18 protein-coding genes are annotated in these 14,407 nt (G+C 65.8%); 11 read left to right on the top strand and 7 right to left on the bottom strand.

Annotation, left to right across the window (positions count from 1 at the left end; translation table 11 throughout):
• The first annotated feature begins 18 nt into the window (after positions 1–18).
• Positions 19–606 (top strand): NADPH-dependent FMN reductase, encoded by a 588-nt coding sequence (locus tag KO490_RS10835; RefSeq protein ID WP_216019436.1) that lies wholly within the window; start codon positions 19–21, stop codon positions 604–606.
• A 4-nt stretch (positions 607–610) separates the two neighbouring features.
• On the opposite strand, the gene KO490_RS10830 is transcribed toward KO490_RS10835, so the two are convergent.
• On the bottom strand, positions 611–1,138 hold the full coding sequence (locus tag KO490_RS10830; protein WP_216019435.1) for a hypothetical protein: 528 nt from the start codon (positions 1,136–1,138) through the stop codon (positions 611–613).
• Positions 1,135–2,106: a cobaltochelatase subunit CobS gene (gene cobS, locus KO490_RS10825; RefSeq protein ID WP_216019434.1), complete on the bottom strand. Its 972-nt coding sequence runs from the start codon at positions 2,104–2,106 to the stop codon at positions 1,135–1,137. Before cobS ends, KO490_RS10830 begins: the two co-directional genes overlap by 4 nt.
• 129 nt (positions 2,107–2,235) lie before the next feature.
• On the opposite strand from cobS, the gene KO490_RS10820 reads away from it, so the two are divergent.
• From KO490_RS10820 to KO490_RS10775, 10 genes are all read left to right on the top strand, one after another.
• Positions 2,236–2,790, top strand: coding sequence for a sigma-70 family RNA polymerase sigma factor (locus KO490_RS10820; protein ID WP_216019433.1), 555 nt, complete (start codon positions 2,236–2,238; stop codon positions 2,788–2,790).
• The gene (locus KO490_RS10815; protein ID WP_216019432.1) at positions 2,787–3,494 is read left to right on the top strand and encodes an anti-sigma factor domain-containing protein; all 708 of its coding nucleotides are present in this window, start codon (positions 2,787–2,789) and stop codon (positions 3,492–3,494) included. Before KO490_RS10820 ends, KO490_RS10815 begins: the two co-directional genes overlap by 4 nt.
• A 105-nt stretch (positions 3,495–3,599) precedes the next feature.
• The gene (locus tag KO490_RS10810) at positions 3,600–4,163 is read left to right on the top strand and encodes a fasciclin domain-containing protein (RefSeq protein WP_216019431.1); all 564 of its coding nucleotides are present in this window, start codon (positions 3,600–3,602) and stop codon (positions 4,161–4,163) included.
• A gap of 166 nt (positions 4,164–4,329) precedes the next feature.
• Positions 4,330–5,295 (top strand): DUF808 domain-containing protein, encoded by a 966-nt coding sequence (locus KO490_RS10805; protein WP_216019430.1) that lies wholly within the window; start codon positions 4,330–4,332, stop codon positions 5,293–5,295.
• Positions 5,296–5,416: 121 nt separating this feature from the next.
• Positions 5,417–6,736, top strand: a complete 1,320-nt coding sequence (ugpB, locus tag KO490_RS10800; protein WP_216019429.1) for a sn-glycerol-3-phosphate ABC transporter substrate-binding protein UgpB — start codon at positions 5,417–5,419, stop codon at positions 6,734–6,736.
• 71 nt (positions 6,737–6,807) lie between these two features.
• Complete coding sequence (ugpA, locus tag KO490_RS10795) at positions 6,808–7,686, top strand: sn-glycerol-3-phosphate ABC transporter permease UgpA (protein ID WP_216019428.1); 879 nt, start codon at positions 6,808–6,810, stop codon at positions 7,684–7,686.
• Positions 7,686–8,534 carry a sn-glycerol-3-phosphate ABC transporter permease UgpE gene (gene ugpE / locus KO490_RS10790; protein ID WP_216019427.1) on the top strand — a complete coding sequence of 283 codons (849 nt, stop codon included), beginning with the start codon at positions 7,686–7,688 and terminating at the stop codon, positions 8,532–8,534. The genes ugpA and ugpE overlap by 1 nt, the downstream gene beginning before the upstream one ends.
• 1 nt (position 8,535) lies before the next feature.
• Complete coding sequence (locus KO490_RS10785) at positions 8,536–9,543, top strand: sn-glycerol-3-phosphate import ATP-binding protein UgpC (protein WP_216019426.1); 1,008 nt, start codon at positions 8,536–8,538, stop codon at positions 9,541–9,543.
• 61 nt (positions 9,544–9,604) lie between these two features.
• Complete coding sequence (locus KO490_RS10780) at positions 9,605–10,687, top strand: M4 family metallopeptidase (protein WP_216019425.1); 1,083 nt, start codon at positions 9,605–9,607, stop codon at positions 10,685–10,687.
• Positions 10,687–10,953 carry a protealysin inhibitor emfourin gene (locus tag KO490_RS10775; protein WP_216019424.1) on the top strand — a complete coding sequence of 89 codons (267 nt, stop codon included), beginning with the start codon at positions 10,687–10,689 and terminating at the stop codon, positions 10,951–10,953. The genes KO490_RS10780 and KO490_RS10775 overlap by 1 nt, the downstream gene beginning before the upstream one ends.
• On the opposite strand, the gene KO490_RS10770 is transcribed toward KO490_RS10775, so the two are convergent.
• The 5 genes from KO490_RS10770 to proC form a co-directional block, all read right to left on the bottom strand.
• Complete coding sequence (locus tag KO490_RS10770; protein WP_216019423.1) at positions 10,950–11,912, bottom strand: magnesium transporter CorA family protein; 963 nt, start codon at positions 11,910–11,912, stop codon at positions 10,950–10,952. The two genes, KO490_RS10775 and KO490_RS10770, sit on opposite strands and share 4 nt — an antisense overlap.
• Positions 11,913–12,018: 106 nt before the next feature.
• Positions 12,019–12,216, bottom strand: a complete 198-nt coding sequence (locus KO490_RS10765; protein WP_216019422.1) for a CsbD family protein — start codon at positions 12,214–12,216, stop codon at positions 12,019–12,021.
• A gap of 67 nt (positions 12,217–12,283) precedes the next feature.
• A complete protein-coding gene (locus KO490_RS10760) occupies positions 12,284–13,231 on the bottom strand; it encodes a D-glycerate dehydrogenase (RefSeq protein WP_216019421.1) in 948 nt (315 codons plus the stop codon).
• On the bottom strand, positions 13,228–13,560 hold the full coding sequence (locus tag KO490_RS10755) for a tRNA-binding protein (RefSeq protein WP_216019420.1): 333 nt from the start codon (positions 13,558–13,560) through the stop codon (positions 13,228–13,230). The genes KO490_RS10760 and KO490_RS10755 overlap by 4 nt, the downstream gene beginning before the upstream one ends.
• Positions 13,557–14,372, bottom strand: coding sequence for a pyrroline-5-carboxylate reductase (proC, locus tag KO490_RS10750; RefSeq protein ID WP_216019419.1), 816 nt, complete (start codon positions 14,370–14,372; stop codon positions 13,557–13,559). The genes KO490_RS10755 and proC overlap by 4 nt, the downstream gene beginning before the upstream one ends.
• Positions 14,373–14,407 lie beyond the last annotated feature (35 nt).

Below are 14,407 nucleotides of genomic sequence, written 5' to 3'. Positions count from 1 at the left end.
CGCCTGAAGGAGGAAACCATGCAGACACCCCGCATCGCCGTGATCATCGGCTCGACCCGCGACGCCCGCTTTGCCGACAAGCCCGCAGCCTGGCTGATGGACAAGGTGAAGGACCACCCGGACCTGCAGTTCGAGCTGCTGGACCTGCGCGATCAGGACCTGCCCTTCTTCAACGAGAAGGCGTCGAACCGCTTCGCCCCGTCCAAGGATCCGCGCGTGGTGGCCTGGCAGCGAAAGCTGGAAGGCTTCGACGGCTTCGTGTTCCTCGTGGCCGAATACAACCACTCGATCACCGGGGCGCTGAAGAACGCGCTGGACCAGGCCTATGTCGAATGGAACCGCAAGCCGATGGGCGCGGTGGGCTATGGCGGGGTCGGTGCCGCCCGCGCGGTCGAGCATCTGCGCCAGATCGCGGTCGAACTGCAGATGGTCCCGATCAGCAGCGCCGTCCATATCGGCGGCGGAGATTTCATGAAGGTGTCACCCATGGGCGAGAACGCCCCCATGAGCGCGATCGAGGATCACCTGCAGGGGTCGCTGGACGCGCTTCTGGAACAGATGACCTGGTGGGCGCGCGCTACCAAGGCCGCGCGGTCGCAGGGCTAGGCCGTCACTGGCGGAATGGCGTGTCCTGCCTGATCAAGGCGCGACATGCCTCGATTTCCCGCACAAGCGTTTCGATCTGATCGATCCAATGCGCTGCCGTCCAAGGCATGAAGTGCAGTTCCTTTGGTGCGATCTCCGAGTCGACCCTCAGCCGCGTGATCGCTTTGTACGACCAGAAAGACACGCGGAATGCCTCGCCCTCGCGACGCCAGACACCGTGGCTGATTGTGTTTCTGAATTTGGCATGTTGCTGAACAAGCGATGCGATATTCTGGATGGATGTCCGGGCGGCTTCGATCTCAATATCCGGGAGCAGATCACCAAGAAGTCTTGGATATTGCCCAAGGGACTGGCCCATTGCCCTTTCCAAGCTCATGGCCTCGGGTGCGTCACGGTCATCCACACGCTCACCGTGCCTGAGCACGTGAATATCGATGAACAGCCCGCCGAGAACGTATTCCAGTTCACCATAGGCACAGACCATCCTGCCGATCAGGGCAAGCTGGTCCGCGCCAAGGGCCGTCCCGGTCACAGCGCCCGGGCTGCCGCGCTCTCGGGCAGTTCCTCGTCGAACAGCCGCTGATAGAACTCGGCGACGGTCTGGCGCTCCAGCTCGTCGCACTTGTTCAGGAAGGTCAGCCGGAAGGCATAGCCCACATTGTCGAAGATGCGCGCGTTCTGCGCCCATGCGATGACGGTGCGCGGCGACATGACCGTGGACAGATCGCCCTGCATGAAGGCCGTGCGCGTCAGATCCGCCAGGCTGACCATCTGGCCGATGATCTTGCGGCCCTTCTCGGTGTTCCAGGTCGGGTTCTTGGACAGCACGATCGCCGTTTCCGCGTCATGGGACAGATAGTTCAGCGTGGACACCAGCGACCAGCGGTCCATCTGGCCCTGGTTGATCTGCTGCGTCCCGTGATAGAGGCCGGTCGTGTCGCCCAGGCCCACCGTGTTCGACGTCGCGAACAGGCGGAAGAACGGGTTGGGCGAGATGACCTCGTTCTGGTCCAGCAGCGTCAGCTTGCCCTCGGCCTCCAGCACGCGCTGGATGACGAACATCACGTCCGCGCGGCCCGCATCGTATTCGTCGAAGACGATGGCCGTCGGATTGCGCAGCGCCCAGGGCAGGATGCCCTCGTGGAACACGGTGACCTGCTTGCCGTCCACCAGCTTGATCGCGTCCTTGCCGATCAGGTCGATCCGGCTGACATGGCTGTCCAGGTTCACGCGCACGCAGGGCCAGTTCAGGCGGGCGGCGACCTGTTCGATATGGGTCGACTTGCCCGTGCCGTGATACCCCTGGATCATGACCCGGCGATTATGGGCGAAGCCCGCAAGGATCGCCATCGTGGTGTCGGGATCGAACTTGTAGGTGCTGTCGATCTCGGGGACCCGGTCCGAACGTTCGGCGAAGCCCTTCACCTTCATGTCGCTGTCCAGACCGAACGTCTCGCGCAGGTCGATTTCCTCGGTTGGTTTGGCGTTCATGTCCAGCATCGCAAGCCCTTTCCATCGCGTCGCGCATTGATCGCGCAAAGTTTCGCCATGCGCAAGCGGGGCCTCGTTGACGCCCCTTTCGGGCGTCCATAAGGTGGCCGCGTCGTCCAAGCACGGGAATTCGACGCCTTGACTGACAAACGCCGGACCGAACTGGAACAGCTGATTTCCCGCACCGCGCTTGGGGATCGCGAGGCTTTCGATGCGCTCTATGCGGCGACATCGGCCAAGCTGCACGCGGTGGTGCTGTCGATCCTGAAGGATCGCCCCGAGGCCGAGGAGACCCTGCAGGATGTCTATGTCCGCATCTGGCAAGGCGCGTCGCGATACGCCGTGAACGGGCTGTCGCCGATGACCTGGCTGATCACGATCGCGCGCAATCGCGCCATCGATCGGCTGCGCGCGCGCGCATCGCGCCCCGCGACCGCCCCGGCCGAGGCCGCCTCGACCGTCGCGGCCACCACCCCCAGCCCCGAGACCGCGACGATCCATGCCCAGGAACGCCGGATGCTGGACGAATGCCTGTCCCAGCTGGCCGACGCCCAGGCGGGTGCGGTCAGGGCCGTCTATCTGGAGGGGGCGAGCTATGCCGATCTGGCCGCGCGGGAAGGCAAGCCCATCAATACCGTTCGCAGCTGGCTGCGCCGCAGCCTGTTGCGCCTGAAGGACTGCGTAGGCCAATGACCGAGGACACCCCCCTGAGCGACACCGAGACCGACGAGGCGCTTGCCGCGGAACTCGCGCTTGGGCTTCTGGACGGCGCCGAGGCCGAAGAGGCCGTGGCCCGCCTGTCCACCGATCCGGCCTTCGCGGGGCAGGTCCGCGAATGGCAGGAACGTCTTGCGGGCCTGGCCGAGGGGCTGACCCCGGTGATGGCTCCGGCCCGCGCACGCCAATACATCCGCGAACGGCTGGGTCACGCCGAATCCCCCCTGGCCTCGGACCCGGCCGAGGGCACGCCCTGGTGGCGTGGCCCCATCGGCGTGATCGGCGGCTTCTTCGCCGCGGCCGCCATCGCCTTCGTGCTGTTCAGCCCCGAGGACCGGACCACCCCGCCATCCCAGCCCGGATACCGGGCGGAACTGGCCGCCGAGGATGGCGCCATGGCGGTCGAGGCGATCCTGCGCGGGCGCGAGATGCGCATCGCCATGCAATCGGGCGCCCCGGACGAAGGACGCGACTGGGAGGTGTGGTGGCTGGCCGAAGGGGCCGATCCCGTATCGCTCGGCGTGTTGCCGCGGGAAGGGGACATGACGATGATGCTGCCCGAGGGGCTCGAACCCTCCTCCGATGCGCGCATTGCGCTGTCCGACGAACCAGAAGGCGGATCGCCGACGGGCCAGGCGACGGGCCCCGTGATCGCGGTCGCCGAACTCACGGACATGTGAGCGCATTTTCCAGGGGCGGCGGCGCAACTTTTCCGCATTCCCTCCGTGTTTGTTGGCGACGGCGCGGCCAAAGGCCCGCTGCAACCAACCCGGAGGAAAGACATCATGACCAGCACCATCAAGTTCGGCGCACCGATCCTTGCCGCGGCCATCGCATTCGGCGCGCCCGCGCTGGCACAGAACACCATGGTCGGCGGCGCCGAGATGCTGCCCGGCAAGACCATCGTCGAGAACGCGTCCGCATCGGCCGATCACACGACGCTGGTCGCGGCGGTCCAGGCCGCGGGCCTGGTCGAGACGCTGTCGGGCCCCGGCCCCTTCACCGTCTTCGCCCCTACCGATGCCGCATTCGAGAAGCTGCCCGCCGGCACCGTCGAAGACCTGCTCAAGCCCGAGAACAAGGACAAGCTGGTCCAGATCCTCAGCTGCCACGTCGTGTCCGCCGATGCCATGTCGCCCGCGATCGGCCGCATGATCGCCGATGACGGCGGCGCCCATACCGTGGAAACGCTTGGCGGCTGCATGCTGAACGCGACCATCCGCGACAGCGACAACGCCCTGCAGCTGACGGATGAGAACGGCAATGTCGCGACCGTCAACATTCCCGATGTGGATCAGTCGAATGGCGTCGTTCATGTCATCGACACGGTGATGCTGCCCGCGATGTGATCCCCCTTCGCATCCATGGCAGCGACGCCCGCGCAATCATCGCGCGGGCGTTTTTTATTGCGCGGCAGCCACTTCGCGCTGAACCCGGCTTGCCTTGCGGGCGTTGCCAAGCTTTGCTGAACAGCGACGACATGTCGCCAGAAGAACAATACGAGGGGATAGGGGAATGAGCGGTCTGATCGCGCTGCTGGACGACGTCGCGACAATCTCGAAGGTTGCGGCGGCTTCCATCGACGATGTTGCCGGACAGGCCGCCAAGGCCGGGGCCAAGGCCGCGGGTGCGGTGATCGACGATGCGGCGGTGACGCCGAAATACGTGCACGGCTTCAAGGCCGATCGCGAATTGCCCATCGTCTGGAAGATCGCGCGCGGGTCCATCTTCAACAAGCTGGTCATCCTGCTGCCCATCGCGGTCCTGCTGTCGGTCTTCGCGCCTTGGGCCATCTCTCCGCTGCTGATGCTGGGCGGGGCCTATCTGTGCTACGAAGGCGCCCACAAGGTCGCAAGCCTGTTCCACAAGTCCGACGCGCATGACAGCAAGGCCCATACCCATCCCGAGACGGACGGTGCCGCGCTGGAGGAGAAGCGCGTCGCGGGGGCGATCAAGACCGACTTCATCCTGTCGGCCGAGATCATGACCATCGCCCTGTCCACCATTCCCGCAACCGACAGCGTGATCACCAAGGTGCTGATCCTGGCGATCGTGGCGGTGGGGATCACGGTCGCGGTCTATGGCTTCGTCGCGGTCATCGTGAAGGCCGACGATGTGGGCGTGCATCTTGCGACCGAACGCACCGGCGCGCTGGCGGCCCTGGGGCGTGGGATCGTCAAGGTCACGCCGGGCTTCATGACCGCGCTGACCGTCGTGGGCACCGCCGCCATGATCTGGGTCGGCGGGCAGATCATCGTCCACGGCTTGTACGAACTAGGCTGGCCCCTGCCCTACGAGACCGTGCACCACTGGGCCGAGGCCGCAGCCGCCGCCGTTCCGCAGGCGCCGGGCATCGTCGCATGGATCGTGACGGCCTTCTGCGACGGGGTTCTGGGACTGATCCTGGGGCTGATCCTTCTGCCGATCGTGGCGAATGTCGTGAAGCCCGCGATCGCGGCGATCCGCCCCGAAACGAACTGAAACGAAATTTATTGACCAAACAGTCATGACGTCACATGACTGTTACCCAAGGGTTGCCGGATTGTCGCAATCGCCCGCTAGGCGGTCTTCATCCATGCAGCCCGAATGGGAGGGAAGATAGATGATCCGTTACAGCACCGTATCCGCGGTCGCGCTGGCCGCATCCGCTTGCGCAGCCTCGGCCGAGACGACCATCAACTGGTGGCACGCCATGGGCGGCGAACTTGGCGCCAAGCTGGAAGAAATCGTCCAGGGCTTCAATGACAGCCAGGACGAATACACCGTGGTCCCGTCCTACAAGGGCACCTATCCGGAAACCATGACCGCTGCCATCGCCGCCTTCCGTGCGGGCGAACAGCCGACCATCGTGCAGGTCTTCGAGGTCGGCACCGGCACCATGATGGCCGCCGACGGCGCGATCGTCCCGGTCTATCAGCTGATGGAGGAACACGGTCAGGACTTCGATCCGGCCGCCTTCCTGCCGCAGGTCGTGGGCTACTATACCGATACCGACGGCAACATGCTGTCGATGCCGTTCAACAGCTCGACCCCGATCCTGTATTACAACAAGAACGTCTTCGAAGCGGCCGGTTTGGACCCGGAAACCGCGCCCAAGACCTGGGCCGAGGTCGAGGAGTTCTCGAAGAAGATCATGGATAGCGGTGCGGCCACCTGCGGCTTCACCACCGGCTGGATCAGCTGGATCCAGACCGAGAACTTCAGCGCCTGGCACAACCAGCCCATCGGCACGATGGAGAACGGCTTCGGCGGGCTCGATGCCGAACTGACCGTCAACGGACCCGCGCAGGTCAAGCACTGGGGCAACCTCAAGCGTCTCGCGGACGAGGGCGTGTTCAAGTATGGCGGCCCGGTCGGCGGCGACAACGCACCGCCCATGTTCTATGGCCAGGAATGCGCCATGATCATGAACAGCTCGGCCAGCCGTGCGGGCGTGATCGCCAACGCCACCGATTTCGAGGTCGGCTACGGCATGCTGCCCTATTACGACGATGTCGAGGGTGCGCCGCAGAACTCGATCATCGGGGGCGCCACCCTGTGGACGCTGTCGGGCAAGTCGGATGACGAATACGCCGCCGCCGCCGCCTTCTACAGCTATCTCTCCTCGGCCGAGGTGCAGGCCGACTGGCACCAGTTCTCGGGCTATCTGCCGATCACGCAGGCCGCCTACGACCTGACCCGCGAACAGGGCTACTACGACGAGAACCCGGGCGCCGAGACCGGCCTGCAGCAGATCACGCTGAACGAGCCGACCGAGAACTCGAAGGGTCTGCGCTTCGGCAACTATGTCCAGATCCGCGGCGTCATCGACGAGGAGTTCGAGCAGCTTCTGTCGGGCGACAAGGATGCCCAAGGCGCGCTGGACAACGTCGTCGAACGCGGCAACGCCCTGCTGCAAGAGTTCCGCGAGCAGAACCAGTAATCCAACGACATCACCGGACGGGGCCGCGCGGGACAACGCGCGGCCCCTGACCGTTTCCAACGGGGACCGCGATGAAGCGCACCATTTTCCGCAACCAGCTGCTGCCATGGCTTCTTCTGGCCCCGCAGCTTGCCATCACATTCGTCTTCTTCCTGTGGCCGGCCGCGCAGGCCGTCAGACAGAGCTTTCTCAGGGAAGACGCCTTCGGCACCCGCACCAGCTTCGTCGGCCTCGCGAATTTCGAGAAGCTGTGGGGGAATGCGGAATACCTGAATTCGCTGCAGGTGACGGCGGTCTTCGCCATCTCGGTGACGATCCTGTCGATGGGGCTGTCGCTGATCCTGGCGGTGGCCGTGGATCGGATGATCCGGTCCTCGCGCATCTATACCACGCTGCTGGTCTGGCCCTATGCGGTCGCGCCCGCCGTCGCGGGGATCCTGTGGTGGTTCATCTTCAACCCGACCATCGGGATCATGCCCTATGTGCTGGCGCAGGTGGGCTATGACTGGAACCACATCAGTTCGAAATCCGACGCGATGACGCTGGTGGTGATCGCCAGCGCATGGAAGCAGATCAGCTACAACTTCCTGTTCTTCGTGGCGGGCCTGCAGGCGATCCCCGCATCCCTGCGCGAGGCCGCGGCCATCGATGGGGCGGGCCCGGTGCGCCGCTTCTTCGACATCACCTTCCCGCTGCTGTCGCCCACGACCTTCTTCCTGCTGGTCGTGAACATCGTCTATGCCATGTTCGACACCTTCGGCGTCATCGACGCCACGACCGAGGGCGGCCCCGCCCAGGCGACGAACATCATGGTCTACAAGGTCTATTTCGACGGTTTCGTGGGGCAGAACATGGGCAGCTCGGCCGCGCAGTCGGTGGTGCTGATGATGCTGGTCCTGGTTTTGACCGTGGTCCAGTTCCGCTATGTCGAGAAGAAGGTCGAATACTGATGATCGAGAACCGTCCCGGCCTGAACCTGCTGGCGCATCTGACGCTGATCTTCGGCGTCTGCGTCGTGGCCCTGCCCGTCTGGGTGGCCTTCGTCGCATCGACCCATGGCGCGACCGACTTCATGTCGGGCACCATCCCGATGTGGCCCGGCCCCCACCTGGTCGAGAATTACAGCCAGATGCTGGGCGCGGGCGTGTCCACCAGCGGCACGCCGCCCGTCGCCACGATGATGATGAACAGCCTGATCATGGCGCTGTGCATCGCCATCGGCAAGATCGCCATCTCGATCCTGTCGGCCTTCGCCATCGTCTATTTCCGCTTTCCGTTCCGCGGCCTGGCCTTCTGGTGCATCTTCATCACGCTGATGCTGCCGGTCGAGGTGCGGATCGTGCCGACCTTTCAGGTCGTGGCCGATCTGGGCCTGCTGAACAGCTATGCGGGCCTGTCGATCCCGCTGATCGCCTCGGCCACGGCGACCTTCCTCTTCCGGCAGGTCTTCCTGACCATCCCGGACGAGCTGACCGAGGCCGCCCGGATCGACGGCGCGGGCCCCATGAAATTCTTCCGCGACATCCTGCTGCCGCTGTCGCGGACCAATATCGCGGCGCTGTTCGTGATCCTCTTCATCTATGGCTGGAACCAGTATCTCTGGCCTTTGCTGGTCACCACCAGCAGCGATTACTACACCATCGTCGCGGGCATCAAACGCATGTCCGACGCGGTCGATGGCCTGCCCCAATGGCACCTCGTGATGGCGACGGCGATGCTGGCCATGATCCCCCCCGTGGCGGTGGTGATCGGCATGCAGCGGCTGTTCGTCAAGGGCCTCGTCGAGACGGAGAAATAAGATGGCATCCATCACCCTGGACAACCTCGGCAAGATCTATGCCGGCGGCACCCGCGCCGTGGGCGACGTGAATATCGACATCGCGGATGGCGAATTCATCGTGCTGGTCGGCCCTTCGGGTTGCGGCAAATCCACCCTGCTGCGCATGGTCGCGGGCCTCGAGAGCATCTCCGAGGGCGAGGTCCGCATCGGCGACCGCGTCGTCAACGAGGTCGAGCCCGCGGATCGCGACATCGCGATGGTCTTCCAGAACTACGCGCTCTATCCGCACATGTCGGTGCGCCAGAACCTGGCCTATGGCCTGAAGAACCGCCGCACCCCCAAGGCCGAGATCGACCGCCGCGTGAACCAGGCGGCCGAGATCCTGCAGATCGGCAAGTTCCTCGATCGCAAGCCCAAGGCCTTGTCGGGCGGCCAGCGCCAGCGCGTGGCCATGGGCCGTGCGATCGTGCGCGAACCGGCGGCCTTCCTGTTCGACGAACCGCTGTCGAACCTGGACGCCAAGCTGCGCGTCGCCATGCGGCTGGAGATCAAGGAACTGCAAAAGCGCCTGCGGACCACGTCGCTCTATGTCACGCATGACCAGCTTGAGGCGATGACCCTGGCCGACCGGCTGGTCGTGCTGAACGGCGGGCGCGTCGAACAGATCGGCACCCCGCTCGAGGTGTATCGCCGCCCGGCATCGGCCTTTGTCGCGGGCTTCATCGGCAGCCCCGCCATGAACCTGATCGACGCGGGCGCGGTTCCCTTCCTGCCCGGCAGCGCCCATGCGGGCCAGGTCGGCATCCGCCCCGAGGACATGGACGTCACCCCCGAGGGCCCGATCCACATGCAGGTCACCGCGGTCGAGGAACTGGGCGCGCAACGCCTGGTCCACGGCCATACGGCAGGCGAACGCATGACGATCACCCTGCCATCCGATGCGGCACTGTCCGACAGCCTGCGCCTGACGCCGCGCCCCGGTGCGCTGCATCTGTTCGACCGGGAAACCGGAATGCGCATGGACTGAGCTTGCCCGAAAAGACACGCGGGCCTAGGCTTCGGGGGCAACACACCCCCGAGGTCGCCTCATGTGCCTGTCGCTGTCCTGCAACCACGCGGTCCACAACCCGATCGCCTGCATCGTCCCGCCCTACATGCTGCGCGTCCTTGCGATGCGCGGCGATCCGGCCACGGCCCGCATGGCGCGCAGCCTTCTGGATCACGACCGCGAATTGCGCGACCTTCGCGCCGCGCAATCCAGCCCGCCCCTGCCCCATGACGGCATCCTGCCCATCGCTGATCCCGATCTGTGCTGCCCCGACAGGCGCATCCATGACGGCGAATTCCGCGCGACACTTCCGGGCAAGCTGGTCCGTGCCGAGGGCGACGACCCGGCCGGGCTGACCGATGCCGATTTCGCCTATGATGCGGCGGGTCAGGTCTTCTCGCTCTTTGCCGAGGAATACGGCCGCAACTCTCTGGATGGCCAGGGGATGCCCCTTGTCGCCACGGTGCGCCACCGCCGCGATTACAACAACGCCTTCTGGAACGGCGAACAGATGGCCTATGGCACCGGAGATGGAAAGATTTTCCAGACCTTCCTGGAACTGTCTGTCGTGGCGCATGAGATGACCCATGGCGTCATCCAGCATTCGGGCGGGCTGATCTATGAAAACCAGTCGGGCGCGCTGAACGAAAGCGTCGCCGACGTCTTCGGCGCCCTTGCCCTGCAACGCGCGCGCCGCCAGATGCCGCACGAGGCCGACTGGCTGATCGGCCGGGGCATCCTGGGGCCGAACATCGCGGGTGCCGCGCTGCGCAGCATGAAGGCGCCGGGCACCGCCTATTCCGACGATCTGCTGGGACAGGACCCGCAGCCCTGGCACATGGACGGCTTCATTTCGACCACTGACGACAATGGCGGGGTGCATGTCAATTCGGGCATCCCGAACCACGCGTTCTATCTTTTCGCGTCATACCTCGGCGGCCCCGCATGGGAGCTTCCGGGACGGATCTGGTATCATGCGCTGCAGAACCTCAACAATCCGATGGCCAGCTTCTCGCAATGGGCCGAACGGACGCTGCGCAGCGCGGACGAGCTGACGGGATCGGGATCCTACCAGGGGCAGATGCTGCGCCGCGCCTGGAAGCTGGTGGGGGTGGCCGTCTGATGATCATCCGCATCGAGAGCATGGGCGGCTTTGCCGGCATCGCCGCCGCCGCCGCACCCCCGCGCCGGGTCGAGGTGCCGGACGGATCCGACATGGCCCATGCCTTCGCCCCCGAGGCTCTGGACCGGATCGCCACGGGACGCGGGGATTGCACCGATGGCATCAGCTATCGCATCACCGTCATCCGGCAGGGCGACGAACGCTGCTTCGAGCTGCCCGAATCCCGGCTGCCCCCCGAATTGCTGGACATGATCGACCGGATCTAGAGCCAATTCTTCCAGCGCAGGAACAGATAGGTGCCGCCCGTGGTCAGCGCCATCAGCAGCAGCGCCCAGGCATAGCCCCAGGGCTTGTCCAGTTCCGGCATGTGGGCGAAGTTCATCCCGTAGATGCTGGCGATCAGCGTGGGCGGCAGGAACAGCGCCGCGATCACCGACAGGATGCGCACGGTATTGTTCTGTTGCAGGTTGATCATCCCCAGGGTCGTATCCACGGCCAGGCTGACGCGATTGCCGAGGAAATCGGCATGAACCTCCAGCGCCTGGACATCGCGCATCTGGGCGCGGATCGCGGGGCGCATGCGCTTGGCCTCGGGGCGATCCTCGATCACGGCGGTATAGAAGGCCAGGATGCGCTCGATCGTCAGCAGGCCCAGCCGCACGCGGGCCATCGTCTCGGCCTCGCGGCCCACGTCGCGCAGTGCGGCCTGCAGCCGGTCCGATGCGGCACTGGTGTTGCGGCGCTCGAAGACCGAGGCCGTCGTCGCGTCCAGCACCCGCCCCGACCCTTCGAGAATGTCGGCCAACCGGGCGATGATCTCCTCGAGCAGGCCCGAGAACAGCCTGTCCGGCGTGCCGCACCCCAAGGTCGAACGCTCGGCCCGCGTCGGGAATGTCAGGAAGGGGCGCGGCGAATGGTGGCGGACGGTGACCAGCCGCCTGTCCGACAGGATGAACGTCACCGGCAGGGCGCCGTTTTCTCCGCTGCTGCGTTCGCCGGGCAGGACGGCCGTCATGTAATCCAGCCCGTTCTCGCGATAGAGCCGGTTCGACAGCTCGATCTCCTCCATCTCGGCCAGGGTCGGGACAGCCACGCCCATCTCGCGCAGCAGCGCCATCTCGCGGTCCGAGGGCTGGACGAGGTCGATCCATTCGGCATCGCGCAGGTCGCGGTCGCCCTCCATCCGGACCAGCCGGTTGCCGTCGGTGACATAGGCGTAATGCATGGCGTTTCCCGGAACTGTCTGCTGCAAGGCTGGACGATAGCGACGGGTCCGCCAATGAGAAAGGGGACGCCGAAGCGTCCCCTTTCGCCGTCACCCCCTGACGGATTCACTTGTCGCGGAAATACTCGTCGATCTCGCGATCGGCATCGGCCTTGGCCCAGCCGTATTTCTCCTGCAGCTTGCCCGACAACTGGTCCTTGTTGCCGTCCAGCTGATCGACATCGTCCTCGGTCAGCTCGCCCCACTTCTCGCGAAGCGAACCTTTGACCTGCGACCACTTGCCTTGGATGATATCCCAGTTCATCTGAGAACTCCTTCCATTTCTACATCGCGAACAGAACACCGCTGCCCCCGCGCAGGTTCCGTGTCGATCAGGCGACACGATCGGGCGGGTTGCGCCCTTCGGCCACGGCCAGCAGGTTCTCCATCGCCCGCAGGCCCATGCGGCTGCGCGTCTCGTCGGTGGCGGTGCCCAGATGCGGCAGCAGCGTGGCATTCGGCGCATCCAGCAGCGCCTGCGGCACATCGGGTTCGCGCGCATAGACGTCGAGCCCCGCCCCCGCGATGGTGCGATCATGCAGCGCCGCGATCAGCGCATCCTCGTCCACGACATCGCCCCGCGCGATGTTCACGAGGTAGCCTTCGGGGCCCAACGCCTCCAGCTCCGGGCGGCCGATCAGGTGGCGCGTCGCCGCCCCGCCCGGCACCGCCAGAACGGCGATGTCGCACATGCGCAGCATGTCGCGCAGCTGGGGCACCTGCCGCGCAGGGATGTCCAGCGACGACACGGTCGAGCGGTTGAAGAACTGCACCTCCATCCCGAAACCCAGATGGCAGCGCCGCGCGATGGCCTTGCCGATGCGGCCCATGCCCACGATGCCCACGCGGCGGCCGGTCATCTCCTGCCCCAGCAGCTGCGTGGGGCGCCAGCCGATCCAGTTGCCGTCACGCAGAAGGCGTTCGCCCTCGGACGCGCGGCGTAGCGTCATCAGCATCAGCATCAGCGCGATGTCGGCGGTGGCATCCGTCACCACGTCGGGGGTGTTCGTGACGGCGATGCCCGCGGCCCGCGCGGCATCCAGGTCGATATGGTTCGTGCCCGCACCGAAATTGGCGATCACCTTGCAACGCAATTCGCCTTGGAAGGCGGCCGCGCCGAAATCGTCACCCAGGGTGGGCAGGATCGCGTCATGGGTCTGCATGGCGGCGCGCGCCTCGGTCGCATCCATGGGCGTGTCGTCGCGGAACGCGACCTCGAAGCGGGCCTGAAGCGCGGCGGTGGCCCGGGCGGTCATCGGGCGTGTGACGAGCAGTTTCAAAACAGTCTCCCTCCGTTCGGAACCGGCAGATCGGGGCGGATCAGCACGACCTCGCCCGTGTCGTCGGGCAGGCCCAGCACCAGCACCTCGGACCGGAAGGGCCCGATCTGGCGCGGGGCGAAGTTCACCACGCAGATCGCCTGTCGCCCGATCAGCACCTGCGGATCGTAATGCCGCGTGATCTGGGCCGAGGATTTGCGTTCACCCAGATCGCCCAGGTCCAGCCACAGCTTGATCGCGGGCTTGCGCGCCTCGGGAAAGGGTTCGGCGCGGATGATCGTGCCGACGCGGATGTCGATCCTCTGGAAATCCTCGAAGCTGGCGGTCATTTCTCGCCCCGGCCCAGCGCGCGGCCCCGTTCGGCGGCGGCAGCGACGGTGCGCACCATCAGCGGCGGCAGGCCGTTTTCGGCATCCATCAACACTTCGAGCCCCGCAGCGGTGGTCCCGCCGGGCGAGGTGACGTTCCGGCGCAGCACTGCGGGATCCTCGTCGGCATCGACGGCCAGCGCGCCCGCGCCCGCGACCGTCATGCGGGCCAGTTCCAGCGCCATGTCCGCGGGCAGACCTTCGGCGCGACCGGCTGCGGCCATCGCCTCGATCATGTGGAACACATAGGCCGGGCCGCTGCCCGACAGCGCGGTCACCGCATCCATCTGGTGTTCACCCTCCAGCCGGACGACGCGGCCCACGGCCGACATCAGCGCCTGCGCCAGATCCAGATGCGCCTCGGTCGCGCGCGCATTGCCGACCAGGGCCGAGATGCCCTGCCCGATGGCTGCGGGCGTGTTCGGCATGACGCGCACGATGGGCGCATCGGCAAAGCTTTCCTCGAAGGTGGCGATGGTGGTGCCTGCCGCGACCGACACGACCAGCGTGTCGCGAAGCTGCGGGACGTGGCCCAGGGCATCGGCCATCATCTGCGGCTTGACGGCAAGGACCAGCACGGCGGGATCGGCGGGCAGATCGGCATTCACGCGCAGGCCGACATCCCGCCATTCGGGCGCAAGCCCCGGATCGATCACCGTGACGGCGCCGGGTTCCAGCCCCCGTGCCAGCCACCCCTTGAGCATGGCCCCGCCCATGCGGCCGCAGCCGACCAGAACCAGCCCGCGTTCGTTGATGTCGTCGAAATCGCTCATCCGTTCCCCTCCGTGGCGGTCGGGGGTCGGTGCCC

It is taken from the genome of Paracoccus sp. C2R09 (genome assembly GCF_018860625.1).
GTDB lineage: Bacteria > Pseudomonadota > Alphaproteobacteria > Rhodobacterales > Rhodobacteraceae > Paracoccus.
This window is presented reverse-complemented; position numbering and strand designations above follow the sequence as displayed.